22 protein-coding genes and 1 pseudogene are annotated in these 21,762 nt (G+C 71.0%); 13 read left to right on the plus strand and 10 right to left on the minus strand.

Translation table 11 applies throughout. The features are described from left to right. Nucleotides 1–17: 17 nt before the first annotated feature. On the minus strand, nt 18–212 hold the full coding sequence (locus tag ACZ4A5_RS22465; protein WP_361527368.1) for a hypothetical protein: 195 nt from the start codon (nt 210–212) through the stop codon (nt 18–20). Nucleotides 213–620: 408 nt separating this feature from the next. Between ACZ4A5_RS22465 and ACZ4A5_RS22470 the strand changes: the two genes are divergently transcribed. Next, the gene (locus ACZ4A5_RS22470; RefSeq protein ID WP_398871868.1) at nt 621–1,034 is read left to right on the plus strand and encodes an ankyrin repeat domain-containing protein; all 414 of its coding nucleotides are present in this window, start codon (nt 621–623) and stop codon (nt 1,032–1,034) included. 479 nt (nt 1,035–1,513) lie between these two features. Next, a complete protein-coding gene (locus ACZ4A5_RS22475; protein ID WP_467586815.1) occupies nt 1,514–2,041 on the plus strand; it encodes an EF-hand domain-containing protein in 528 nt (175 codons plus the stop codon). A gap of 419 nt (nt 2,042–2,460) precedes the next feature. Here the strand turns inward: ACZ4A5_RS22475 and ACZ4A5_RS22480 are convergent, their stop codons facing one another. After that, entirely contained in the window at nt 2,461–2,904 is a 444-nt protein-coding gene (locus ACZ4A5_RS22480; protein WP_467586817.1) for a hypothetical protein, read from the minus strand. A 270-nt stretch (nt 2,905–3,174) separates the two neighbouring features. Between ACZ4A5_RS22480 and ACZ4A5_RS22485 the strand changes: the two genes are divergently transcribed. From ACZ4A5_RS22485 to ACZ4A5_RS22495, 3 genes are all read left to right on the plus strand, one after another. Next, entirely contained in the window at nt 3,175–3,777 is a 603-nt protein-coding gene (locus ACZ4A5_RS22485) for a nucleoside deaminase (protein WP_467586820.1), read from the plus strand. Between the two features lie 171 nt (nt 3,778–3,948). Beyond that, nucleotides 3,949–4,806, plus strand: coding sequence for a helix-turn-helix domain-containing protein (locus ACZ4A5_RS22490; protein WP_467586824.1), 858 nt, complete (start codon nt 3,949–3,951; stop codon nt 4,804–4,806). Next, a complete protein-coding gene (locus tag ACZ4A5_RS22495) occupies nt 4,793–5,653 on the plus strand; it encodes an oxidoreductase (protein ID WP_467586827.1) in 861 nt (286 codons plus the stop codon). The genes ACZ4A5_RS22490 and ACZ4A5_RS22495 overlap by 14 nt, the downstream gene beginning before the upstream one ends. Before the next feature lie 153 nt (nt 5,654–5,806). On the opposite strand, the gene ACZ4A5_RS22500 is transcribed toward ACZ4A5_RS22495, so the two are convergent. Next, a complete protein-coding gene (locus ACZ4A5_RS22500; RefSeq protein ID WP_467586830.1) occupies nt 5,807–6,292 on the minus strand; it encodes an Lrp/AsnC family transcriptional regulator in 486 nt (161 codons plus the stop codon). Between the two features lie 93 nt (nt 6,293–6,385). Here ACZ4A5_RS22500 and ACZ4A5_RS22505 point away from each other — a divergent pair, with 93 nt between their 5' ends. After that, complete coding sequence (locus ACZ4A5_RS22505; protein WP_467586833.1) at nt 6,386–7,198, plus strand: LLM class flavin-dependent oxidoreductase; 813 nt, start codon at nt 6,386–6,388, stop codon at nt 7,196–7,198. Further along, entirely contained in the window at nt 7,195–7,632 is a 438-nt protein-coding gene (locus ACZ4A5_RS22510; protein ID WP_467586838.1) for a nucleoside deaminase, read from the plus strand. The genes ACZ4A5_RS22505 and ACZ4A5_RS22510 overlap by 4 nt, the downstream gene beginning before the upstream one ends. 305 nt (nt 7,633–7,937) lie before the next feature. Here the strand turns inward: ACZ4A5_RS22510 and ACZ4A5_RS22515 are convergent, their stop codons facing one another. Beyond that, nucleotides 7,938–8,699: a GNAT family N-acetyltransferase gene (locus tag ACZ4A5_RS22515; RefSeq protein WP_467586842.1), complete on the minus strand. Its 762-nt coding sequence runs from the start codon at nt 8,697–8,699 to the stop codon at nt 7,938–7,940. Between the two features lie 535 nt (nt 8,700–9,234). Next, nucleotides 9,235–10,134 (minus strand): AraC family transcriptional regulator, encoded by a 900-nt coding sequence (locus tag ACZ4A5_RS22520; protein WP_467586845.1) that lies wholly within the window; start codon nt 10,132–10,134, stop codon nt 9,235–9,237. Between the two features lie 132 nt (nt 10,135–10,266). Here ACZ4A5_RS22520 and ACZ4A5_RS22525 point away from each other — a divergent pair, with 132 nt between their 5' ends. Together ACZ4A5_RS22525 and ACZ4A5_RS22530 are read left to right on the plus strand one after the other, a co-directional pair. Next, nucleotides 10,267–10,647 carry a YybH family protein gene (locus ACZ4A5_RS22525; RefSeq protein ID WP_467586848.1) on the plus strand — a complete coding sequence of 127 codons (381 nt, stop codon included), beginning with the start codon at nt 10,267–10,269 and terminating at the stop codon, nt 10,645–10,647. Nucleotides 10,648–10,737: 90 nt separating this feature from the next. Continuing rightward, a complete protein-coding gene (locus ACZ4A5_RS22530) occupies nt 10,738–11,772 on the plus strand; it encodes a DUF6624 domain-containing protein (protein ID WP_467586851.1) in 1,035 nt (344 codons plus the stop codon). A 152-nt stretch (nt 11,773–11,924) separates the two neighbouring features. Here ACZ4A5_RS22530 and ACZ4A5_RS22535 read toward each other — a convergent pair whose 3' ends face one another. Then, nucleotides 11,925–13,064 carry a GDSL-type esterase/lipase family protein gene (locus ACZ4A5_RS22535; RefSeq protein ID WP_467586916.1) on the minus strand — a complete coding sequence of 380 codons (1,140 nt, stop codon included), beginning with the start codon at nt 13,062–13,064 and terminating at the stop codon, nt 11,925–11,927. 581 nt (nt 13,065–13,645) lie between these two features. Between ACZ4A5_RS22535 and ACZ4A5_RS22540 the strand changes: the two genes are divergently transcribed. After that, entirely contained in the window at nt 13,646–14,749 is a 1,104-nt protein-coding gene (locus ACZ4A5_RS22540) for a tyrosine-protein phosphatase (protein ID WP_467586854.1), read from the plus strand. Between the two features lie 315 nt (nt 14,750–15,064). Here ACZ4A5_RS22540 and ACZ4A5_RS22545 read toward each other — a convergent pair whose 3' ends face one another. Then, nucleotides 15,065–15,745: a saccharopine dehydrogenase family protein gene (locus tag ACZ4A5_RS22545; protein WP_467586857.1), complete on the minus strand. Its 681-nt coding sequence runs from the start codon at nt 15,743–15,745 to the stop codon at nt 15,065–15,067. A gap of 217 nt (nt 15,746–15,962) precedes the next feature. After that, nucleotides 15,963–16,385, minus strand: a pseudogene (locus ACZ4A5_RS22550) (saccharopine dehydrogenase NADP-binding domain-containing protein); the annotation flags it as partial. On the opposite strand from ACZ4A5_RS22550, the gene ACZ4A5_RS22555 reads away from it, so the two are divergent. The 3 genes from ACZ4A5_RS22555 (at nt 16,327) to ACZ4A5_RS22565 (ending at nt 19,168) form a co-directional block, all read left to right on the plus strand. Then, nucleotides 16,327–16,947, plus strand: a complete 621-nt coding sequence (locus tag ACZ4A5_RS22555) for a TetR family transcriptional regulator (protein ID WP_467586860.1) — start codon at nt 16,327–16,329, stop codon at nt 16,945–16,947. The pseudogene ACZ4A5_RS22550 and the gene ACZ4A5_RS22555 sit on opposite strands and share 59 nt — an antisense overlap. Nucleotides 16,948–17,171: 224 nt before the next feature. After that, nucleotides 17,172–17,837: an ArsR/SmtB family transcription factor gene (locus ACZ4A5_RS22560; RefSeq protein ID WP_467586863.1), complete on the plus strand. Its 666-nt coding sequence runs from the start codon at nt 17,172–17,174 to the stop codon at nt 17,835–17,837. Then, on the plus strand, nt 17,834–19,168 hold the full coding sequence (locus ACZ4A5_RS22565) for an MFS transporter (protein WP_467586866.1): 1,335 nt from the start codon (nt 17,834–17,836) through the stop codon (nt 19,166–19,168). Before ACZ4A5_RS22560 ends, ACZ4A5_RS22565 begins: the two co-directional genes overlap by 4 nt. Before the next feature lie 344 nt (nt 19,169–19,512). Here the strand turns inward: ACZ4A5_RS22565 and ACZ4A5_RS22570 are convergent, their stop codons facing one another. Next, a complete protein-coding gene (locus ACZ4A5_RS22570; protein ID WP_467586871.1) occupies nt 19,513–19,851 on the minus strand; it encodes a MerR family transcriptional regulator in 339 nt (112 codons plus the stop codon). Between the two features lie 811 nt (nt 19,852–20,662). Then, nucleotides 20,663–21,622 (minus strand): alpha/beta hydrolase family protein, encoded by a 960-nt coding sequence (locus ACZ4A5_RS22575; RefSeq protein WP_467586877.1) that lies wholly within the window; start codon nt 21,620–21,622, stop codon nt 20,663–20,665. Nucleotides 21,623–21,762: the final 140 nt, after the last annotated feature.

Raw genomic sequence — 21,762 nt, forward strand, 5'->3', positions numbered from 1 at the left:
CCGGTGTCGGTGACGGGTCAGAACTTGAGGCCGCCCAGCAGCCCGGCGAGGCTCGCGCTGCCCGCCTTGATGCTCGGGGCGATGGCCGTGCCGGCGAGGTAGAAGCCGAACAGGGCGCACACGATGCCGTGGGAGGGCTTGAGGCCGTCCTTGCGGAAGAACAGGAAGACGACGATGCCGAAGAGGACGACGCCGGAGATGGACAGGATCATGAGGTTCTCCTGGTTGATGGGGACGGTCACCACGAGTTCCTCAAGAGTCACAGAAAGTGCTAATAAGGCAAAAGCGGATGAATCGCCGTTCGGTGGCCGGTCGCCGCACCAGGAGCCGGGGGCTTCCGGGCCCCGGGGGCCGGGTGAACCGCTTGAACACGCCTCGAAACCCGGCCGGTGGCGATCAGCACCCTCCTGTGGGCCGCCGCCGACGGGGAATCCCGGGAATCACCCGTTCGGCCGCGTCCGACCCCTGTCCGGCCCGCGCGCGTCGCCCCTCGGAGCCGCTCGGGGCCCGGATACGACGCGCGGCGGGCGGAGCCCGTGGTTCCAGCGGCCCGGCCGTACATAGGGTGGCAGCACTGACATCACCAGGCCGCCAGCAGCCCAACCCGGAGGACAGCGGACATGACCGAGCAGACCCCCGAGACCGAGCCCGCGCACGACCCCGAGGTGCTCCAGCTCGCGGCCAAGGTCTTCGACCTGGCACGACACGGCGACACCGACACCCTCGCCGCCTACGTGGACGCGGGTGTGCCGGTCAACCTCACCAACGACCGCGGCGACTCCCTCATCATGCTGGCCGCCTACCACGGCCACCTCGACGCGGTCACGGCGCTGCTCCAGCGCGGCGCCGACGCCAACCGCCCCAACGACCGCGGCCAGACCCCCCTCGCCGGAGCCGTCTTCAAGGGCGAGGACGAGATCGTCCGCACGCTCCTCGCCCACGGCGCCGACCCGTCGGCGGGGTCGCCCTCCGCGGTCGAGGCGGCGGGGGTCTTCGGCCGCCAGGATCTGGTGGAGCTCTTCCGCGACGCGTGAGCGGGGCCGGGTGCCGGACGGGCTGAGGCCGCGTCATCGTGTCCAGCCCGTCCGGCGATCGACGGTGGTGCGGAACAGGACGGCCCGCAGCACGCACGGGTGGCCCGGGCCCGGCCGGACGGCTCCAACGGTGCCTCGCGAGCGCGTGGCGCCCTCGACGGGCCCGGCTGAACGCCGCATCCCCGCCCGCTCACGGCCCGAAGGGCCCAGGGGCCCCGGCCGCGACGCCGGGCCGTCGGCATGCCGGATCGCGATATCGGCGCACACGCCCCGGAGCCGGCAATCAGGACCGGCCTCCCGTGCGAAGTGAAAGAGCGGGATCGGCCCTCAACTCCGGCAGCCGACATTCATGGCCTGAATGACTGCTTGCGGGCAAGGTAGGGGGCCGCAAAACTCCATGGAGCGTCATCCAGTTCCCTCCGAGGAGCCGCTCGGCCCGCATTCGATCGTCGGTTCACCGATTCGCGTGGAGGCGGAAAATGGCGAAAGGCAGCAAGGCGCAGGTCTTCGAGTTGCGCTTCGACCAGTTCGACGTCAACCAGGACGGCCGCATCGATCGCTCCGACTTCGAACAAGAGGCGAACCGGCTGATCCGCGCGTTCGGCGCCGACCCGGATTCGCCGCGCGCGATCGTGCTCAGGCACAGCTACATGAGCGTGTACGAGTACATCGTCAGCCAGGCCGACGTGAAGAGCGAGGCGCTCAGCCGGGAGGAGTTCGTCGCGGCGGCGACATCGGCGATCAGCAACCGGGGCGGCGCGGGATTCGCCGAGGTCATGGCCCCGTACGCGTACGCCTGCGCGAACCTGTGCGACATCGACGGCGACGGGATGATCAGCCGGCAGGAAATCGCCACGTGGCTCGCGGTCATCGGCGTGCGCGCCGACGCCGTGGACGACGCCTATCAGGCGATCGACACGGACCGGGACGGCAAGGTCACCATCGACGAGCTCGTCGCGGCAATCAAGGGCTATGTCCTCGGCCAGACCGAGATCAGGGTCGGCTAGACAGCCCATGAGCAGGCCGTGGGGGTGGCGGACCGATTCGCCGCCCCCACGGCAGACTGGAGGAACACCCCTCGGTGAAAGGGGTGTTCCTCCAGTTTTCCGTGTGCCGGACAATTCATCTGCCGACGTGCCCCGATTCGCCTGTGGTGCAGTGGGCTGATTGATTCGTGAGGGCAGCGGGAGGCCGCACGCCACTGTTTCGTCAGAGGCGCGCTTCTCGCGGTGCCGAAAAACAAAAGTGCCTTTCTGGCCGGGGCGATGAACCTTGCCGAGGGGTTCTGCCGGCCCAAGCGGAAGGCGCTTTCCGTGTGAGCGATATGGGTTGACGTCCCAGGCTCTGTGGTGCGGTGCCCGACCCGGTGGCCGCATCGGTCGCGCTGCTGGGCGCGCGGTGGCGGTCGGCGCCCCCCTCGGAACCCTTACTTCAGCTTGAACTCGCACATCTTGTCCGACTTGCCGTTCTGGTTGTCCGCCACCTTCTTGCCGTCGACGGTGATGACGCAGGGCGCGGCGTGCAGCATGCCGTCGGAGCCGGTGACGGAGCCGGGGACGACCGAGACCCCGAGGCCGACCTTCTTCTCGGCGTCCGTCGTCAAGGTGATGGTCGCGGACTTCTTCCAGGGCAGCTGGACCTGTTCGAACTTGTTGGTGTCGAGGTTGTAGTAGACCGATGTGGTGCCGGTGCCGAGGACTTCGAGGGTGACCTCGTGCTTGACCTCACCGCTCCCGCCCTCCGGCTTCGCCTTCGGCTGTGTGGCCTTCGCGGGCTTGTCGGCGGTCGCCGGGCTGTCGTCGCTGCCGCATCCCGTCAGCAGGGCCGTGGTGGTCAGGACCAGAGCCGCACCCGTAATGATCTTGCGCATGATTCCCCCTAGTGGACAAGTGGACGATTCTAAGGGGGGTCGCAGCGGCCGCCGTGTCGGCCGTCCTCGCACAGTGAACTCGGTCGCAGCCCACGCTGACCTGCGTGGACCGGATCGACGGGCAAGGGCCATGGGCTGCCGCCGGGAGCGGACCCTGGGGCTCGGCGCCCCGGGCGGGCCCTTGGTGACAAGTCGCCTTGGTGAGCGCGGCCTTCGGCCATTCCCGGCAGAAGCGCGATCACCCGCCGATGCGCCCGCTATACAGGCGGAATGATCTCCTCGAACTCCTCCCGCCGTCGCTTCCTGCGCGCGGCGGCCGCAGCCGCCCCGCTCTCCGCGCTCGGCGCGCTCGCTCCTCCCGCGAGCGCCCGGCCGCGGCACCGGAGCGGGGACTGGCCCGCTGACCTCGCGGACGCCGTGGAACGCGCGATGCCCGCCGCCGTGGACCAGGCCCGCCGGGCCCGCTGGCCCTACGGGGCCGTCCTGGTCGGCACCGGCGGCGGGGCCGTCGTGGCCGGGGCCCGCAACACCACGGACCTCTCCGGCGACCCCTCGGCACACGCCGAGGTCAACCTGCTGCGCAAGGCCGCCGAGGCGGGCCTGGACCTCGCCTCGCACGTGGTGGTCACCACCGCCGAGCCGTGTCCGATGTGCGCGGGCGCGCTCCTGTGGGGCAAGGTGTGGGGCGTCGCCTACGGCACCTCCGTCGCCAAGCTCATCTCCTACGGGGTCCCTCAGATCGATCTGTCCTTCACCGCCGTCGCCCAGCGCTCGCGACTGACGGGGCGGCCCGCGGTGGCGTGCGACGTGCGGTCGGATCTCACCGACCCCCTCTACAGTCGGCCCACGGGGCGGGCCGGTGAGACGGCGTGAGGGCTCGAACCTGGCCACGGCCGCTACCCGGCGCGTAGATGAGGACCGGAGGCGCCGACGTGCCCCGATGCCGGCGTCCCCGGCCCGGCCTCCGGCAACCGCTGACCGGGCCAACCGGGTGGGTGCGACACGGCCACCTTCTTCCTGCCGCTCGCCCCTACGTTGGTGGCCATGCACACGAACCGGCTGACTGAGTTCCTGCGGGCCCGGCGCGCGTTGGTGCGTCCCGAGGACCACGGGATGCCCGCGGGGGCGCGCCGTACTCCCGGCCTGCGGCGCGAGGAGATCGCGGTCCTCGCCGGGGTGAGCACCGACTATTACGTGCGGTTGGAGCAGGGACGCGAACGCAACCCCTCACCCCAGGTCCTGCGGGCCCTGGCGGCCGCCCTGCTGTTGAAGGACGAGGAGACCGCCTATCTGCGCGCGCTGGTCGATCCGCCGCGACCCTGGCGCTCCGGGCCCGCCCGGGAGTACGCGAGCCCGCAACTGGTGGCCCTGCTGGACATGTGGGCGGACACACCGGCTCTGGTCTACGGCCGGTACCTCGACCTGCTGGCCGTCAACTCCCTCGGCGAGACGCTCTTCTCGTGGCTCGGCAGCGATTCCAGTCTGATCACGGCGATGTTCCTCAACCCGGCCGCCCGGGACTTCTACCGCGACTGGACCGCCATCGCGCAGGGGTGCGTGGCCGCGCTGCGAGCCGCCAACCCCGCTCCGGGCGATCAGCGGCTGCGGGAGCTGACAGACGAACTGGCCGCGCGCAGCCCGGACTTCGCGCGCATGTGGGCGCGCCACGAGGTACGGGCCAAGACGGCCTCGACGAAACACTTCCACCACCCGCTGGCAGGCGACCTCACCCTGAGCTTCGAGACCTTCTCCGTCAACAGCGCCCCCGGCCAGCACCTCGTCGTCTACCGGGCCGAACCCGGCACCGCCGCCGAGCGGTCACTCGCCCTGCTCGGCAACTTCACCCTCACCGACTCCCACGACACTCCAACCGAAGGGCACACCCCGCATGAGCTCCCCTGACCTGCCGGTCTGGTTCATCACCGGCTGCTCCTCCGGCCTGGGCCGGGCGCTGGCCACCGCGGTGCTGGAGCGCGGATGGCAGGCAGCGGTCACCGCCCGGGACCCGCGCACGGTCGCCGACGTGATCCGCGGGCATGGCGACCGCGCCCTCCCGCTGCCGCTGGACGTCACCGACCCCCGGCAGACAGCGGCGGCGGTCGCCCGGACGCAGACCGCCTTCGGGAAGATCGACGTCCTGGTCAACAACGCCGGCTACGGCTACCTCGCCGCCGTCGAAGAGGGCGAGGACGACGAGATCCGCGCCCTGTTCGACACCAACGTCTTCGGCTTGGCCGACACCACCAGAGCCGTCCTGCCGGGCATGCGCGCACGCCGCTCCGGCCACATCGTGAACATCTCCTCACTCGGCGGCCTCGTCGGCTTCGGCGCCACCGGCTACTACCACGCCACCAAGTTCGCCGTGGAAGGTCTCTCCGAGTCACTCGCCGCCGAAGTCGCCCCCTTGGGCATCAAGGTGACGATCGTCGAACCCGCCGCGTTCCGCACCAACTGGCCCGGGCCCTCCATGCGCCAGTCCGCCACCACCATCGACGACTACGCCCCCACCGCGGGCACACGGCGCGCCGGCACGCTGGCCACCTACGGCCACCAGCCCGGGGACCCGGCCCGCGCCGCCCAGGCCGTCATCGACGCCACCACGGCCGAACAGCCACCGCTGCGCCTGCTGCTGGGCAAGGCGGCCTACGACATCGCCACCGCCAAGCTCGACTCCCTCAAAACCACCTTCGACGACTGGCGGGAGGTCACTCTCGGCGCCGACTTCCCTCCGGAGCGGGCCGCGAGCTGACGCTGCATCACCGGACTTGGGTGTTGGCTCTCCGCCTTGCCATACCGTCGATGTGGGGGAGGGGGAGCAACCCTGTCCGCTGTCGCCGCAGGACGATCCGCGTCCGCCCGGGCCGCGGCCGACGGCCGGCATCCTCCTCGCGAGGGCGCTCCGCTACCGATCCGCGGGAACGCGGTGCCGGTCCGGCTGCCGGCCGGGCCGACCGGGTCCGCGAAGGGGCAGGGTCCGGCTGTAGACGACGCTCGTGGTCGTGCTGCCGAAGCCGGCCAGCTCGTCCACGAGAGTCTCCAAGTGCTCCATGGAGGTCGCGGCCACCTTCAGGGTGTAGCAGTCGTCGCCCGTGGTGCGCAGGCACTCCAGGATCTCGCGGCGTTCGGCGAGGAGGCGGTGCAGTGGCTGGTGGCGGTTGCCGGGGTACTTCAGCCGGACGACGGCGAGCACCGGGTAGCCGACCTTGGCCAGATCCACGGTGGCGTGGTAGCCGGTGATGACGCCCAGCGACTCCAGGTGCCGCACGCGCTCGGTGGTGGCCGACGCGCTGAGACTGACGCGGCGCCCCAGTTCGCTGAGGGATATGCGGGCCTCCTGCTGGAGTTGCGCGATGATCGCCCAGTCGGTGTCGTCGAGGTTCACGGTCATGGCGGGATATTACCGGGAGATTCACGGTGGGCGGCGGTGAGTACCGGGAGAATCCGGTTCCCCGTGGCATGATCACCGGCATAGCCTCGGGGCATGCAACTTGGTGTCAACGTACCGAACTTCGGGCCCGGAACCGACCCCGGCGTGCTGCGCGAATGGGCGCGGGTCGTGGAGGGGGCCGGGTTCGGCCTGCTGATGGTGTCGGACCATGTGGCCGTCACCCCGGACGTGGCCGAGCGGTATCCGGAGCCGTTCTACGACCCGTTCACCACGCTGTCCTGGCTGGCCGGAATCAGCGGTGACGGGCTGCGGCTGGGCACGACCGTGCTGGTGCTGCCGTACCGGCATCCGCTGCTTGTGGCGCGGATGGCGAGCAGCCTGCAACGGCTCAGCGGCGGGCGGTTCGTGCTCGGCGTGGGGGTCGGGTGGGCGCGGCGGGAGTTCGCCGCGCTCGGGGTGCCGTTCGGCGCGCGGGGCCGGCTGACCGACGAGTACCTGGGTGTCGTGCGGGAGACATGGAAGGCGGAGGGCGGTGCCGCGCCCGCGGTGTGGGTCGGCGGGCACAGCGCGGCGGCGATCAGGCGGACGGTCAGGTTCGGCGATGCCTGGCATCCCCTGCGGCTTCCGGTGGCGCGGATGCGGTCGGTTCTCACGGACCACGATGTGCCGGGGTTCGCGCCCCGTATCGCGCTGCGGCTGACCGACGCTCCGGTCGAGGAGGCCGAACGGCCCGCCGGCGTCGGCGATCTGGAGCAGATCGTCGGTGATCTGCGGGAGCTTCGCGAGCTCGGTGCGGAGACGGTGGTGCTCGACCCGTACCACGGGGATCCGGCCGAGACCCGCCGGCCGGAGGCCGCGTGGCAGGCGCTCACGGTGGTGGCCGAGCGGTGGCGGAAGGCGTCATGATCACCCCTGCTGACGAGGCGCTGCTGCGACGCGCCATCGGTATCGCGGCGCGCGCGGTGGAACTGGGCGACGCGCCGTACGGCTCGCTGCTGGCCGGCCCGGACGGGGCGGTCCTCGCCGAGGCGCACAACACGGTCCGGCGGGACGACGACATCACGGCCCATCCGGAGTTGAAGCTGGCCCGGTGGGCGGCCCGTGAGCTGGACGCGGACACGGCCGCCCGCACCACGATGTACACCAGCTGCCAGCCGTGCGGCATGTGCGCCGGCGCCATCGTCCGCTCCGGCATCGGCCGGGTCGTCCACGCCCTCTCCACCGAGCAGCTCATCGCGCTCAACCCGCAGTCGGGCGCCTGGCCGTCAGTGACGCAGGACGGCCCCGCTCTCTTCGACGAGGCGCGCGCTCCTATGGATGCCTACTACCGGACGCGCTGATGACGACGGCTCGTCATGACTTGACGCTCTCCTCGCGGAGCTGTGTCACCCCTCCTTTCCGCAGGTCATGGCACCGTGAAGCACGGTGATGTTCCTGTTTGCCGTTCCGGTGGGCGGCCGAACGGCAGTGGAGAGGTTCGAGGAGGCTGCTGCGAGGGTGGGCGCGGCCCGGCCTCGTCCTCTGCGACCGCGACCAGCATCAGCCGCGGGACCGTGTCCCTGCCGGTGCGGCCGCCGTACGTGCCCATGGTCGAACCACTGCGCCCGCCTGCCGACGCCGGGGCGGGCCGTCGAGCGCGGGCCGGTCAGTGGGTGCTGATCCGCGCGGACACGCAGGGGTCCTCGTTGCGGTAGCCGAGGCGGGTGTAGAGCCGGTCCGCGGGGGTGTTGTCGGCGAGCTGCCACAGCGTGCAGAAGCCGTGCCGGCGGACGGCGTACCGGGTCAGCCACGAGGTGAGCGCCGCGCCGAGCCCCTGGCCGCGCAGGGCCGCGTCGGTCGCGACGGACGCCATCAGCGGCGCGCCACTGTCCCGCAGGCTGCTCATGGCGCCGCACGCCACCAGTCGTCCGTCCGTGTCACGGATTCCCGCCCAGAGGCTGACGTCCGAGGAGCCGGGCCCGGTCGAGTGGGCCGGGCTGTGCTCGCCGAGGAAGGCGAGCAGTTCGCCGTGGTGCGTCTCGTCCAGCTCGGTCACCCGCTCCTCCGCCGGATGGAGCGGCGGCTCGTCGAGCGTCCAGCGGAAGACCCAGGCGACCGGGTCGGTCACCAGGAGATGGCGGCCGAGCAGTACGTCGGTGCCCCGTGGTCCGGTGAACTCCGCTACGCATCCGGCGAGTTGGTGAGCCGCGCGGAGGGTGAGACCGGCCGCTGCGGCCGGTTCGCCGACGCTCCACAGGTGGCCGCGCGGCTCGTCGAGCCAGGCCACCGCACCGTCGCCGGACCAACTGATCCGGTCGGCCGGGCGTGGCCGCGCGGCGCCGAAGCGGAGCAGGGCCGAGCCGGTCTGCAGCTCCAGGCCCTGGGCGAACAGGTCCGTGGTCCGGGGAGGAAGGGTCGTCGCCTGCATGGTTCTCTGGGGAGGGCTTCCTCTGTGGAGGAGGGCGGAAGGGCGGGCGGATGGTCCGGATCCGCGCAGGGCAGGGCCGGAACCGTCGTTCGGTGATGGGAGATGTGGGAGTTCCGGCGGCCGCCGCGCGCCTATGGCGGAGCGCCTGGCGCACCGGAGGGCCCACTGTCGCATACCGCCCCCGGACCGATGCAAATCTGCGGCCGGGCGGCCCGTCTCTGCCCCCGGGGCGGCTCGCCTCCGCAGTCGGGTGGGCCGCCTCCGCAGCCGGGTGGCCCACCCGGCGGCCCACCCGGCTGCCTTTGTCCGGCACCGCCGGGAGCGGGCCCGGCCAGGCTCCTGGACGAGTCGCCCCGCATACGACGGGCCGTCCCCGGCGTGAAGACGGCCTCCAAGATCCTCACCGTGCTTCATGGCGCCGTGACCTGCGGAAAGGAGATGTGGCACAGCTCCTGAGCCTTGAGCATCCTCTGGCTTGGCGCCGCCGCCCGGCGCGCCTCGCACTCCCCGCCCGGCCGCCCCCGCCCGATCCCGCTCAGCGCTGACGCATGCGGAAGCCGCCGGGGGTGTGGCCGGTCTCGCGGACGAGGAACTTCCCGAAGTTGGTGGGCTCGGAGAATCCGAGCGCCCGGCCGATCGCGGCGACGGGAAGGTCGGTGTGCACCAGCAGCCGTTGCGCCTCCAAGGCCACGCGGGCATCGATGAGTTGCTTGGCGGTACGGCCGGTCGCGGCCTGGCAGGCCCGGGTCAGAGTCCGTGCCGAGTAGCCGATCCGGGCGGCATGGCTCTGCACGGAGCGGGTGGCGGCGAACGAACGCTCCAGCTCGTACCGGAAGGCGCGGAAGACCTCGCCGCCCGCGGGCGGCGAGGCGGCGCGGTCCGGGTGCGGCAGCCGGGCCAGGCGCAGCAGCAGAGTGCCGAGAAGTTGGCGCAGCAGTTGAACGGTGAGGTCGGCGTCCGGGCCTTCCCGATGGTTCTCCACTGCGTGGTATTCAGCCGTGATCTCGGCCAGGGTCCGGTCGAGAGCCTCGTAGTCGCCGGGGGACAACGCCCAGCCGGCCGGGCCGAATCCGTCGAGAAGGGGCGCGGTCAAGGGCAGGGGTGGCGGGAACCCCGCGGTGAAGAGGAGCAGTACGGCGTCCAGTTCGGCGAGGCGGCCCGTCGGGCCGGCCGGGAACCGCTGCACCTGCCCGGGCCGCACATGCAGCAGCGTGCGCGGTGCGCAGGGCTGGGGGACGAAATCGACCATCGCGGTCCCCGTGCCACCTCGTACGAGAAGCAGCTGGTGGAAGTCCGGCCGACTCGCGGTGCGGGCCACCGTCCGCCTTATCCGGCGGCGTAGGGCGTCGAAGGTCAGGACCTCGATGCCCAGCAGGGGGCGGTCAGGATTGCGGTAGGGGATGTCGACGACGTCGCGTTGTCCAACTTTGACCATGGTGGGTCCCGACCCTACCTCGCCGCGGGAAGCCCCTGGCACGGATCGTGGAGGCAGTGCGGCACGCTGCTGGTCCTCAAGGCCGGCGGCGCGACCGGACACCACTGTTCCGATCGCAGGAAGGACCCACCCGTGAAGACCGCTCTCACTGATCCCGCACAGCTGCCCGTCGCCTTCGAGGCCGCCCTCAACCGCGGTGATGTCGGTGGCGTACTGGCCTTGTTCGCCTCCGGCGCCACCATGCGTACCGTCACCGGCGCGGTCATCACCGGTGACCAGGCGCTGCGTCAGGAGATCGGCGGCACCGTCGCCGCCCGCGGCAGGCTCACCAACAACTCACGGCACGCTCTGGTCGGCGCCGAGTCCGCGCTGCTCGTCACCGACTGGACCCTCGAAGTCACCGCCCCTGACGGCGAGCGCGTCGCTTCGACCGGCACCACGGCCAACGTCGCGCGCCGGGACGCCGACGGCTGCTGGCGGTTCGCCGTGCTCAACCCGCTCGGCACGGCCTGAGCGCGCCGGCGTCGACAGGGAGCTGTCCATTTCGGGTCAGGCCACGGGGCGGCCTGTCCGGCTCGGGGTGGAGGGTGGGAGGCTGCCGCAGTGGACGTGACGCACGAGACAGCCAGCGTGTACCTGCTCGCCCGGTTCGGCGCCCTGTGGCGGCTCGGGATGATCGAACACCCGCACCACGGCCGATGGATGGTCAGTGGCGGACACCTCGAGCCTGGAGAGACTCCTGAGCAAGCGGCGCTGCGCGAGACCGTCGAGGAGACCGGCTACCGCCCACGGTTCCTGCCTCCGGCCGGGCACGGCCTGCCACGCGGCTACCCGCGCTTCCCGGCTCGCTCGGTTCACGCCACCGAGGGCCGGCCGGCGTGGTGGACCGTGGCCATGCCCGCGGGGCCGGACGGCCACCATCCGAAGCGGCACCGGCACGTCGACCACATCCACGTCGCCGTGGTCGACCGCCCCTACGGGCCGACAAGCCCTCGGGAGCACCCGTTCCGGTGGGTCACCGCCCCCGAACTGAAGGCTCTGGACACCCCCGCGAACACCCGGATCCTCGGCAGCACCCTGCTCGATGCCGTGCCGGGCGTCGTGGCGGCGCGACGGCCTCGTCCCGTGCGGGACGAGGCGCTGCGCCGGGAGTTGCTGCGACGCCGCGACATCGACCAGGAGTTCCGGCACCACCTGCCCCGTACGATCAGCGAGGAGACGGCGGCCCGGTGGGCGGAGGTCGACGAGGGCAACACCGCCTGGCTGCGGCAGGTCATCGACCGGGTCGGCTGGCCGGGCCGCGCGCTGTGCGGCGAGGACGGCGCCGACGCCGCGTGGCTGCTGACCCAGCACGCCGACCGGCAGCCGGACCTCCAGCGGGCGTGGATCGAGCTGCTGGCCGAGGCGGTGACGGCAGGGGACGCCGAGCCGAGGCATCTGGCGTTGCTGGAGGACCGCGTCACCGTCCTTGCCGACGGGGGCGAGCAGTGGTTCGGCACCCAGCACCGGCCGGCACCCGGTGGAGGTTACGAGCCGTTCCCGGTCCGCGACCCGGGCGGAGTCGATCGGAGAAGGGCCGAGCACGGCCTGGAACCCCTCTCCGAGGCCACGAAAAGGATCAACGACACCAACGTCTGACCACGGCCGCACAGCCGTTTCGGGCGGTACAGCAAGGTGATCCGGCGGGATCAGCGGCTTCGTGATCCCCCACGACCCCTCCGGAACAATCCCACTCCACGCACCCCGCCCCATGCTCGGGCACCGTCCGCCTGACCCCCCAGGAGACGGTCTCAGCGGAACGGGCCGTCGTCGGCGAAGGCGTGCGCGGCGAAGCGTTTGCCCATTCGCCGGTAGGCGGCGGCGGTGGGGTGCAGGCCGTCGGGAAGGTCATCCGCCTCGTCCGGGCCGAGCAGTTCGCGTCCGTCGAGATAGTGCAGGTGGGGGTCGCATGCTCGCCGGGCCGCCACGATCCGGGCCAGTTCGTCACGGACCACCTCCAGCGACAATGCCCCACGGGCCACATCGGCCGGGTCGCCCAGGGCTGTGATCTTCCCGTCCGGGCCCATCGTGGTCGGGCCGGGGACCGTGTCGAGTGCCGGACAACTCACCGGGGACACCAGCAGCAGCGGGACGTCCGGATGGCCGTCCCGGATCGTGTCCAGGAATCCGTGCACCGCCGGGCCGAACGTCCGTAGCCGGAAGGTGCCCAGGGCCACGATGTTGATGCCCACCTTGAGGCTGATCAGGTCGGCGGGCATATCGCGGATGGTACGGGCGACATACGGGTCCAGCATGTCGTTGCCCGCCTGGCTGAGGTTGATCACCTCCACGCCCCCGAGCGAAGCCGCCACCACCGGCCAGGTGCCGGTCGGGCCGTCGGCTTCGAGGCAGTGGCTGATGGAACTGCCGTGGTGCACCCAGCGGCGCCGGCCGTCCGGCAGCGGTGCCAGCACCTCGCCGTCGGCGCGGAATGCCACCAGTTCCGTGGGGGTCTGCTGCGGCAGCCACAGCTCGACGTTCTTCATGCCGGCCGGCAGCCCCGCGAACCGTACGGTCCCCGGCACCCCCGGAACCAGCTGCTGCGCGGCCCGGGGGCCGGCCATCCGCATCACATTGCCCAACGGTGCTTGCTTGCGGGCGAGATGAGTACCGTTTACCAGCAGTTCCAGCATGCCGGTCGGGCGGGGCCGGGGGTCGCTGTCGAGCTGCCCTGTGGAGGTGAGTACCTCGAACTCCAACGTGCGCGCATCGGTGCGGAACACCAGCCGCACCCCCGAAGGCATCAACGTCACCCCGTAGACCGACGGATCCTGATACTGCTCCTTGGTCCACGCGGGCAACCGGCGGGGCATCACCCCCGCCTGCGTCCTCTCCAGATCCAGCGCACCCCGTATCTCAACCGCCCCGCCCACCAGCGGAAATGCCCGCATCACCACCGTCACCGCTCCCCAGCGCTCTCGGGGCCGGATGCCTGTACGCACCCGTGAGTACTTCCACTGCCACTTCGCCGCACAAGCAACTCCTTGCCACTCCAACTCCCTCGCCGCCTACGAGCGGGCGGAAAGGAACCGTTCGGATCAAGACCGGTATATCAGTGGCGGACCGGGCCTCGGCGGGCACTTGTGTGAAGCGGGCCGTGCCGGAGGCAGGGCGGCGGACATCTCGCGCGGCGGCAACGTCACCTGGCGTTCGGCTTCGGCTCGCACCAGTGCGTCGGCCGACAACTGAGCCGGATCGAGCCGTAGATCGTCTTCGGGACGCTGTTCCGGCGCTACCCGCCCCCGCGCCTGGCCGAGCCCGTGGAAGAGCTTCGTTTCCGCACCGGCATGGTCCGCTACGGCGTGCACGAACTGCCCGTCACCTGGTGACCCCGCGCGGCACCCCGAAGCTCCCCCGGTGAGCAGCGCCCGTGAACTGCGGGCGCTGCTCAGCGCTTTCCGCGCCGGGAGACCGGGAATTCCGAACGGGAATACTACGGAATGCCCTACTGGCGGGTGCATAGCGTCTGAGCATGGAGACTTCTCAAGTTGTGCGCCGGACCGGCACGGTCCTGGCAGCCGCCGTCACGACGCTGGCGTTGGCCGCGCCCGCAGCGCTCGCCTCACCGCCGCACTCCGCCGCAGGGACGGCCGTCGCCCCGGCCACGCAACCGCAGGCGGCCCGGCACGCCATCCCGTTCACCGAGGCCGTCGTCACACAGCACGACGACGGCTCGTACTCCGTGAACTGGCGTGCGCCGGGCGTGCGGTCGGTGACCGTGTACGCCGACGGGCGGGAGGTGGCCCGCGGCGGTGCCGAGGCGAGCGTGACGGTGCGCGGCCTGCCGGCGGCCGACCGCCAGTGGTTCCGCCTCGTCCCCGACCAGGGCGACCCGCTGACGCTCGCGGACCGCTCGCTCCACCTGACGGGCGCCCCCAACTTCCGTGACGCGGGCGGCTACCGGACCTCCGGCGGGCAGTGGGTGCGGATGGGCGTGCTGTACCGCACCGAGGCGCTGTCGAAGCTGACCGACGCCGACGTCGCCAAGCTCCAGCGCCTCGGCATCCGCACCGACTACGACCTGCGCGCCCCGGGGGAGCGGGCGAAGGCGCCGGACCGCATCCCGCAGGGCACCCGCTACGTGGTCGCCGACGTCACCGGCGAGGACGCGGACCTGCCCCCCACCCCCGAGCGGGCGGCCGAGCTGATGACCGAGGGCAACCGTGCCTACGTCTCGAGGGATTCGGCGCGCAAGGCCTACGGCGCCCTCTTCCGCGACGCCGCGGACCCGGCCGCGTACGCGCTGGCCTACCACTGCACGGCGGGCAAGGACCGCACCGGCTGGGCGAGTGCCGCCCTGCTGACCGCGCTCGGCGTCGACCGCGACACGGTCATGCGCGACTACCTGGCGACCAACGAATACCGGGCGCGGGAGGTGCAGGAGACCCTCAGTCACGCGACGCCCCACGACGCGGCCATCCTGAAGCCGGTGCTCGAGGCGCGTCCCGGATACCTGAACGCCAGCTTCGACGAGGTCGGCCGCCGGTACGGCACATTCGAGAACTATCTCCACGAGGGCCTGGGGCTGGACGACCAGACACTGGCCGGACTGCGCAAGGCCCTGCTGACGGACTGAATACGCGGGCGAGCGTTGCTCCTCGGGGCGGGCCGCTGCCAGGGCCCCATGCTGACCGGGGCGAGGTAGAGGGTGGCGAACTGAGGGCGGGCGGCGTGGGTAGGGCCGACGGTGCCGGCGTTTCCGTCGTGGATGAAGCAAGGCAGGCGCCTCCCACTCCAGGAAGTGGGAGGCGCCCGGCACGCACGCCGCCACGTGACCCTCAGCCGTGATCACGGGCTTGGCGTTGACCGCTGTACCGGTGTTCTACGCCCGTGGTCGCCCGGCGCGACGGTCACCGCAGGCACGGAGCGTCTTTCCCTGTGACGCCCCAGGTCACGCCCCGGCCTTCAACAGTGCGGTCAGGAGTGTTTTCTCCAAGGCCCGGCCGTTGGCCTCCGCGGACGCCCAGCTGGTGGTGGTGGTGGCAGTCATGACCTCGGGTGCCGGGTTGCCGAAGCAGTGCGGTGCCAGGGCGGCGAAGAAGACGTCCGGGTCGATGAGTGTTTCCATGGGGTGGGTGCCGGGACGGCGGGTTTCCTTCATGAGGAGCGCCGATACGGCCAGGGGCACCCCGGTCGTGGCGGCCATCGAGAAGCCGGGAACCTGGGCCAGTGCCGTGGCCACCGTGCCGGGCCGGCCCTGGCGGGTGCCGGTGGCGACGGCGAAGAGCGGCGGCGAGGAGCCCGGTTTGAGAAAGTCGGTCGGGCTGGTCGGCAGGACTCCGAAGAGCTTGTCGAGCGCCGCCCCGGAGCGGTCGACCGTCAGTGCGCCCTTGTCGATCAGGCGCCGGAACGACGCCAGGGCCGCCATGGTGAACTTGTCGCCGACGCATACGTTGATGGTGTCGCGCAGTCCGGGGAAGGCGGGCTGCAGGGTGACGGCTTCGGGGTGTCCGATCGAGCGGACAGTGAAGGTGCCGAGGCCGGGGTAGTCGACCGTGACCTTCTCCAGCGCCTGGCGGTGCACCAGCCGGCCGCCGCGGGTGACGGGAATGGTGCCGCTGATCTGCTCCATGGTGCATCATGGCGGCGCTGGCAGCGCCCGAGTGCCCCTGTTCCGGATGGGCGGCGGCGATGTTCCAGCCGGTGAGGAGCGTGTCCACGGTGTCGAGTTCCCGGCCCGCGGTGACGGCGAGCATGTTGGCGATGCCGGGGCTGGCACCGGAACCGATCAGGGCGCACACTCCCGCCGACTTGGCCTTCTCGTCCAGGGCCAGCATCTGGAGCGTCGGCTCCGGGTCATCGCAGATGTCGGCGTAGTCGCAGCCCGCCTCGATGGCCGCGATGAGGATCGGGACGCCGAACCGGAAGTACGGCCCGACGGTATTGACGACCAGGTCGAATCGTTTCATCGCGGAGACGAGGCCACGGTGGTCGGTGGCATCGACCCGCAGTGCCGATGCCTTCGGTCCGAGGGCGTCCGCGACCGCGGCGGCCTGCCCGTGGTTGCGGTCGGCGACCACCAGCTCCGTCACGGCTTCGTCGGCGACGAGGCCGCGGAAGTGGTCGCTCCCATCTCTCCGGCTGCCCCTAGCGCGAGAATCCTCATGGCTACCACTTTGATCCGGTAGGTTCCACTCCAGTAGATTTACTGTCATGACAGTAAACCGAGGTGGTCGGCCGAGCAAGGCACCTGAACGAATCGCCGAGATCATGCAGGCCACGGTCAGCGTGGTGGCGCATGAGGGTTTGGCGGGTGTGACGTTCGCCAAGGTCGCGGAGGCCGCCGGCCTTCAACGCACGCTGGTCCACCACTACTTCGGCTCGCGTGACCAGCTGATCGGGGCGTTCATCGACCACGCCGTCTCCGCGATCGGCACCGAGATCCTGAACCGCGGCTCCGGGCAGTCCTTGCGTGAGCGCGTCCGGTCGGTCTTCGCCACCGAGGCGTACCGCTCCCGCGAGGACCTGACCGTGTGGATCGAGCTCGTCGCCCTGAGCGCCCGTGACGAGGAAGCCCGCCGGCACCTGAACGTCTTGTGGGCCGACCGCTGGCTGCCCGCACTGGAGGCTCAGCTTTCCGAGGCGTACCCCGAGGCGTCCGACGACGCGGTCTCCACGGCGGCCTACAGCCTGGCCTGCCTGTTCGAAGGCCACTGGGCACTGAGCATGCAGGACGTGGTCGACGAACGGCGGCGACACCAGGCCGAGCGAGCGGCACTTCTCGTGCTCGACCAACTGGAGGCCGGCGACTGCCGGTCCACCGAGGCCGGATAGTCACGCAGAGGTCGAATTGGGCAAGCCGCACTGGTTACTTGAGTGCACGCTCGAGGAGGGCCGCTCGTCTTCAAATCGCCGTGTCGTCGTCCTGGGGGTGCCCCCCCTCGGATCGCACAGAAGAGGGTGCCCCTTCTTGAGCACACTGCGAAGCCCTCAAACCGCAAACAGTTCTTCGCGAATACATCTTCGCAAAGAACTGTTTGCGGTCTAGAGTGCGCGATATGACGGACACAAGCACGGAGCCGTATGGCCCGAAGTCCGAAGCGGACTCGATCGTTCTCGACGCCAAGGGGCTGCGCGCCCTGGCGCACCCGGTACGTGTACAACTGGTCGGCCTGCTGCGGGAGTACGGCCCGTCGACCGCTACCCGCCTCGCGGAGCGGCTCGGCGTGAACTCGGGCACGGCCAGTTACCACCTGCGCCAGCTCGGCGCGGCCGGTTTCGTTGAGGAGGACACGGAACGCGGCAATGCGCGGGAGCGCTGGTGGCGCTCGCTGCACCAGATGACGGAGCTCAACGACCCGGAACTGGCCGAGCGGGAGCCCGAGGCGGCGCTGTCCTACCTGCAGTCCGTGGCTGCCAATTACACCCTTCGTACACAGCGGGCAGTCAACGAGCTTCAGACGATGCCCCGCGTGTGGCGGGACCTCTTCGGCATGAGCGACTGGGCCTTGCGGCTCACGCCTGAGGAGACCGCTGCTCTGCGCGAGGAGTTGCGGGCCGTTGTCGCCCGCTACCGGAGAGACACCCCGGAGGCCGCGGTCACAGCTCCGGAGGGAGCCGAGCGCGTCGCCGTCGTCACGCATCTCCTGCCTGAACTGGATACCCGCGCCGCGCCGGTGACCCCTGCCAGTCCTCAGAAGGCGGCAGGAACGGAGACGTCATGACGGAGGACGCCCCGGGTGACGGCATACCAGGGAAACGGTCCTTACGACCGCTGAGCGGGGTCTTGGCCGCGATTGCCGTGTCGTTGACCGGTACTCGGGTCTCTGCCGTCGCGTTGCCCTGGTTCGTGCTCGTCACGACCGGCAGCGCCACGCAGACCGGACTGGTCGCCTTCTGCGAGATGACTCCCTACGTGGCGGTCAAGGCGTTGACAGGGCCGCTGGTGGACCGGGTCGGCCCGCGGGCCGTTTCCTGGACCACTGATCTGGCCAGCGCGACCGCCGCTGCCGCGGTCCCGCTGTTCCACGCCCTGGACCTGCTGTCCTTTCCCTTCCTGCTGGCCCTGGTCGCGCTGATCGGCGCGGTGCGCGGCCCCGGCGATCTGGCCAAGGGGGTCATGGTCCCCGAGGCGGCTGAACGCGGCGGCGTGCCGCTGGAGCGGGCCACCGGTCTGTCGGGTGTGACCGAGCGGCTCGCATCCACCATTGGTCCGGCGGCCGGCGGCGCCCTGGTCGCGTTGCTCGGACCCCTGACGGGGCTTGTCGTCAACGCGGGTTGCTTCGCTCTCGGATCAGTGATCATCGCACTGGCGCTGCCTCGCGGGATGGGGCATGCGGCCGAGGAAGCTCCCTCCCAGGCCGGGGAGACGGGAGCGGGTTACTGGCGACGATTCGGCGAGGGCTTCACCTTCCTGCGTGGAGAGCTGTTGCTGCTGACCGTCATTGTCATGGTCGGGATCACCAACCTGCTGGACGCGGGGTTCACCACGGTGCTCATGCCCGTATGGGCCAAAGAGTCCGGCAACGGCCCGGCTGCGATCGGCCTGATGGGAAGTGTGATGGGAGCCGCGGCGGCCGCGGGGAGTCTGATCGCTGCGTTGGCCGCGCACCGGCTGCGACGCCGGGCGGTGTTCTTCACCGGGTTCCTGCTGGCCGGTGCGCCGAGATTCCTGATTCTCGCCTCCGGTGCGCCGATGGGGGCGGTCCTGGCGGTGTTCGCCGTCAGCGGGTTCGGAGCGGGATTCGTGAACCCGGTGCTGGGGGCCGTCCTCTTCGAGCGGGTACCGCGCCGGATGCTGGGCCGAGTCAGCGCACTCGGTGACTCGCTGGCCTGGGCCGGCATCCCTCTCGGTGGACTGATGGCCGGGGCCGCGGTGGCCTCTGTCGGACTTGCGCCCGTGCTGCTCGCGGGCGGGGCCGCGTACTTCCTCACCACGAACCTGACCGGGCTGCGGCCGGAGTGGCGCGAGATGGACCGCGCGGGTGGGCGAGACGCTCAGGATCGGCGACCCGAGGAAGCCGTTCAGACAGCCGGTGCCAATCGCACGACATGACGACTGCGGGAGAGAGGGAAGCATCTGGGTGCCTCCTGCCTCCTGCCTCCCACCGCTTGGTGAGCAGCGTCTCCAGGCTCACCTTGCGCAGAGCCCCCCGCTCTTCCCCACGACCGGCGGCCCGTCCTCGTCACCACGACGACGGGCCGCCTATGAGACCTGTTGGCCCCAACGGATCTCATAGGCGGCCCGTCCGCGGTTCCGTGAGCGGGCCCGTCGGCGGGGCTACCGGGCGGCGGGATCCGGACGCGGCCGGGCCGGGGCTCGACGAGGGCGATCAGGAGCAGGGCTCTGCCGGTGTCCCCTGCCGGGAGGCGCCGCGGTGGTGGGGTGCCTCAGCCCGTTCAGGTGGACGCCGCAGGGTCCGAGGGCCCGGCCGCCTTGCGGTATTCGGCGTTGATGCGCTGGGCTTCCGCGAGCTGGTCTTCGAGGATGACGATGCGGCAGGCCGCCTCGATGGGGGTGCCCTGGTCGACGAGTTCGCGGGCGCGGGCGGCGATGCGCAGCTGGTAGCGGGAGTAGCGGCGGTGTCCGCCGGGGGAGCGCAGCGGGGTGATCAGACGGGCCTCGCCGATCGCGCGCAGGAAGCCCTGGGTGGTGCCGAGTATGTCGGCGGCCCGGCCCATGGTGTAGGCGGGGTAGTCGTCGTCATCGAGTCGCTCGTAGGAGTCGTCTGCTGTCATGGAACCTCTCTCTGCGGAACGCGTGGAGGGGCCCGGGTGCCAGACGGCACCCGGGCCCCGAAGGAACTGCTACACCATCTGCCGGCCCTGATCCTGCGCCGGCTTTCTCTTTCCGCCTGCCCGACCGGAACGGCGTCGGGGCTGCGGGGATCGCGGTTGCTTGACCGGAGACCACCTCACTATCGATGTCCTGCGGTACCCGGACCCGCGTGGCGTCCGGGCGATCCTGATGGCGCCTGGTTCCTCCGTTCTTTCCTCTGGTGATCAACTGCTTGCCAAGCGGCGTACTGCGAACCGCTTGTACTGCTGTGGCCTGTCCCAGCGCCACGTTCCGGCAGCCAGCCCCGTCGCCCGTCCTGCGTCTGCTCTGGCTTGGAACCCCACTGCCGGACTTCCCGGTGCGCGCGCCCGCAGCCGACGCCTTCACCGAGGTGCTGCTCACTACTTCACTGCTGGGTACTTCCACCTGCGGATACTGCGGTACTGCCTTGGCGGCCCCTGATGACTACGGGCCACCCGGTCCGGTCGTCAGCCCCGTCGCCGTCCTGCAACCGCTCTGGCTCCGGAACTCCACCACCGCACCGTCCTGCGCACTGCAACTGCGTGTACTGCTGCCCGGCAGTTCGTCTCTGCCGGGCCCATCGGACTTCTCTGGGTTACGAGAGAAACCATAGCCACGCTGCCGCCCAATGTCTACTCTCGCCGGGATAGATTTCCGCGTGTGGCATGGAGAGGTAATCCGCCTCGGAGGGGAGGGTCCCGCAGGCCCTCGCGTACCGCTGGTCCGGCGCGAAGGCGGCTTCTGCTCGGCCTACTTGGACTCGACCCGTCCGAGCGAGTCGGGGCCGGCGGTCAGCGCGTGCCGCGCGGTCTGCCAGGCGGGGTCCCCGGGGTGGAGCTCGCTGCGCAGATAGGCCCAGGTGAGCCGCGCGAGTGCGGCGACCCGCTCGGGGTTCTCGTCCGTGGTCTCGGCGACGTCGTATCCGGAGATCCCGCCGAGCCCGTGCTCCGCGCCGAACAGCGTGAGCAGCGACTTGGGGCCCGGGGAGAGCGCGTACGGATCGGCGTGCCAGGCAGGGCCGGCGACGGTGAGGAACGCGGAGTCGTCCTTGTCGCCGGCGACCACGAGCGCGGGCTTCGTCATCGTGGAGAAGTCCGTGGTCAGGAAGAACGGGTAGTTCTCGACGGTGAACTCGGTGAGGGCGTCACCGCCTCGGCCGGGCGCGGCGAGCAGCACACCTGCCGTGATCCGGGGATCGGCCAGGTCGGCCTCGGTTCCGTCGTGCGGATCGGTGAGCCGGGCGCCCAGCAGCAGGCTCGCGGTGTGGCCGCCCATCGAGTGCCCGGCCACGGCGACCCGGCTGCGGTCGAGGCGCCCGAGCAGTCGCGGGACGGCGGCCTCGATCGCGTCGAGCTGGTCGAGGACGCGCTTCATGTCCTCGGCCCGGGTGCGCCAGTGCGCTCCAGCCCCGGGCGTGGCGGGATCCAGGCTCAGCGTCCTGGAGTCCAGATGGGTCGGCTGGATCACGACGAAGCCGTGCGCGGCCCAGAAGTTCGCGAGAGGGGCGTAGCCGTTCAGTGAGGAGAGGTTGTTCGAGAAGCCGAGACCATGCGAGAGGAGGATGACCGGCAGCCCGCTCCCGGTCATCGGAGCGGAGACGCGCACCTGCAGGTCCACGGCGCGGCCGGGAGCCGGCAGCGTCAACGGGCTGACCGAGAGCACGGGCGCGGGCGGGCCGGGGAGGTCGGCCGCGTAAGCGGGATTACTCATGATGAGGGTGCCTTTCGATGGCCCTGCCGCCGGTCGCGTGCGGCCGGCGGCGGGTAAGGCGGAGCGCCCGCTTCGGCTAACCTGAAAGCGGATCACTGTTCCACTTAAAATACGGAACAGCGATCCGTTTCGTCAACGGC

The sequence above is a fragment of the Streptomyces sp. NPDC025618 genome (genome assembly GCF_055558795.1).

Bases quoted from the DNA above. Each gene is read 5' to 3' on its own strand.
- ACZ4A5_RS22465 (WP_361527368.1), bottom strand. From the start codon at position 212: ATGATCCTGTCCATCTCCGGCGTCGTCCTCTTCGGCATCGTCGTCTTC.
- ACZ4A5_RS22470 (WP_398871868.1), top strand. From the start codon at position 621: ATGACCGAGCAGACCCCCGAGACCGAGCCCGCGCACGACCCCGAGGTG.
- ACZ4A5_RS22475 (WP_467586815.1), top strand. From the start codon at position 1,514: ATGGCGAAAGGCAGCAAGGCGCAGGTCTTCGAGTTGCGCTTCGACCAG.
- ACZ4A5_RS22480 (WP_467586817.1), bottom strand. From the start codon at position 2,904: ATGCGCAAGATCATTACGGGTGCGGCTCTGGTCCTGACCACCACGGCC.
- ACZ4A5_RS22485 (WP_467586820.1), top strand. From the start codon at position 3,175: ATGATCTCCTCGAACTCCTCCCGCCGTCGCTTCCTGCGCGCGGCGGCC.
- ACZ4A5_RS22490 (WP_467586824.1), top strand. From the start codon at position 3,949: ATGCACACGAACCGGCTGACTGAGTTCCTGCGGGCCCGGCGCGCGTTG.
- ACZ4A5_RS22495 (WP_467586827.1), top strand. From the start codon at position 4,793: ATGAGCTCCCCTGACCTGCCGGTCTGGTTCATCACCGGCTGCTCCTCC.
- ACZ4A5_RS22500 (WP_467586830.1), bottom strand. From the start codon at position 6,292: ATGACCGTGAACCTCGACGACACCGACTGGGCGATCATCGCGCAACTC.
- ACZ4A5_RS22505 (WP_467586833.1), top strand. From the start codon at position 6,386: ATGCAACTTGGTGTCAACGTACCGAACTTCGGGCCCGGAACCGACCCC.
- ACZ4A5_RS22510 (WP_467586838.1), top strand. From the start codon at position 7,195: ATGATCACCCCTGCTGACGAGGCGCTGCTGCGACGCGCCATCGGTATC.
- ACZ4A5_RS22515 (WP_467586842.1), bottom strand. From the start codon at position 8,699: ATGCAGGCGACGACCCTTCCTCCCCGGACCACGGACCTGTTCGCCCAG.
- ACZ4A5_RS22520 (WP_467586845.1), bottom strand. From the start codon at position 10,134: ATGGTCAAAGTTGGACAACGCGACGTCGTCGACATCCCCTACCGCAAT.
- ACZ4A5_RS22535 (WP_467586916.1), bottom strand. From the start codon at position 13,064: ATGCGGGCATTTCCGCTGGTGGGCGGGGCGGTTGAGATACGGGGTGCG.
- ACZ4A5_RS22540 (WP_467586854.1), top strand. From the start codon at position 13,646: ATGGAGACTTCTCAAGTTGTGCGCCGGACCGGCACGGTCCTGGCAGCC.
- ACZ4A5_RS22545 (WP_467586857.1), bottom strand. From the start codon at position 15,745: ATGGAGCAGATCAGCGGCACCATTCCCGTCACCCGCGGCGGCCGGCTG.
- ACZ4A5_RS22555 (WP_467586860.1), top strand. From the start codon at position 16,327: ATGACAGTAAACCGAGGTGGTCGGCCGAGCAAGGCACCTGAACGAATC.
- ACZ4A5_RS22560 (WP_467586863.1), top strand. From the start codon at position 17,172: ATGACGGACACAAGCACGGAGCCGTATGGCCCGAAGTCCGAAGCGGAC.
- ACZ4A5_RS22565 (WP_467586866.1), top strand. From the start codon at position 17,834: ATGACGGAGGACGCCCCGGGTGACGGCATACCAGGGAAACGGTCCTTA.
- ACZ4A5_RS22570 (WP_467586871.1), bottom strand. From the start codon at position 19,851: ATGACAGCAGACGACTCCTACGAGCGACTCGATGACGACGACTACCCC.
- ACZ4A5_RS22575 (WP_467586877.1), bottom strand. From the start codon at position 21,622: ATGAGTAATCCCGCTTACGCGGCCGACCTCCCCGGCCCGCCCGCGCCC.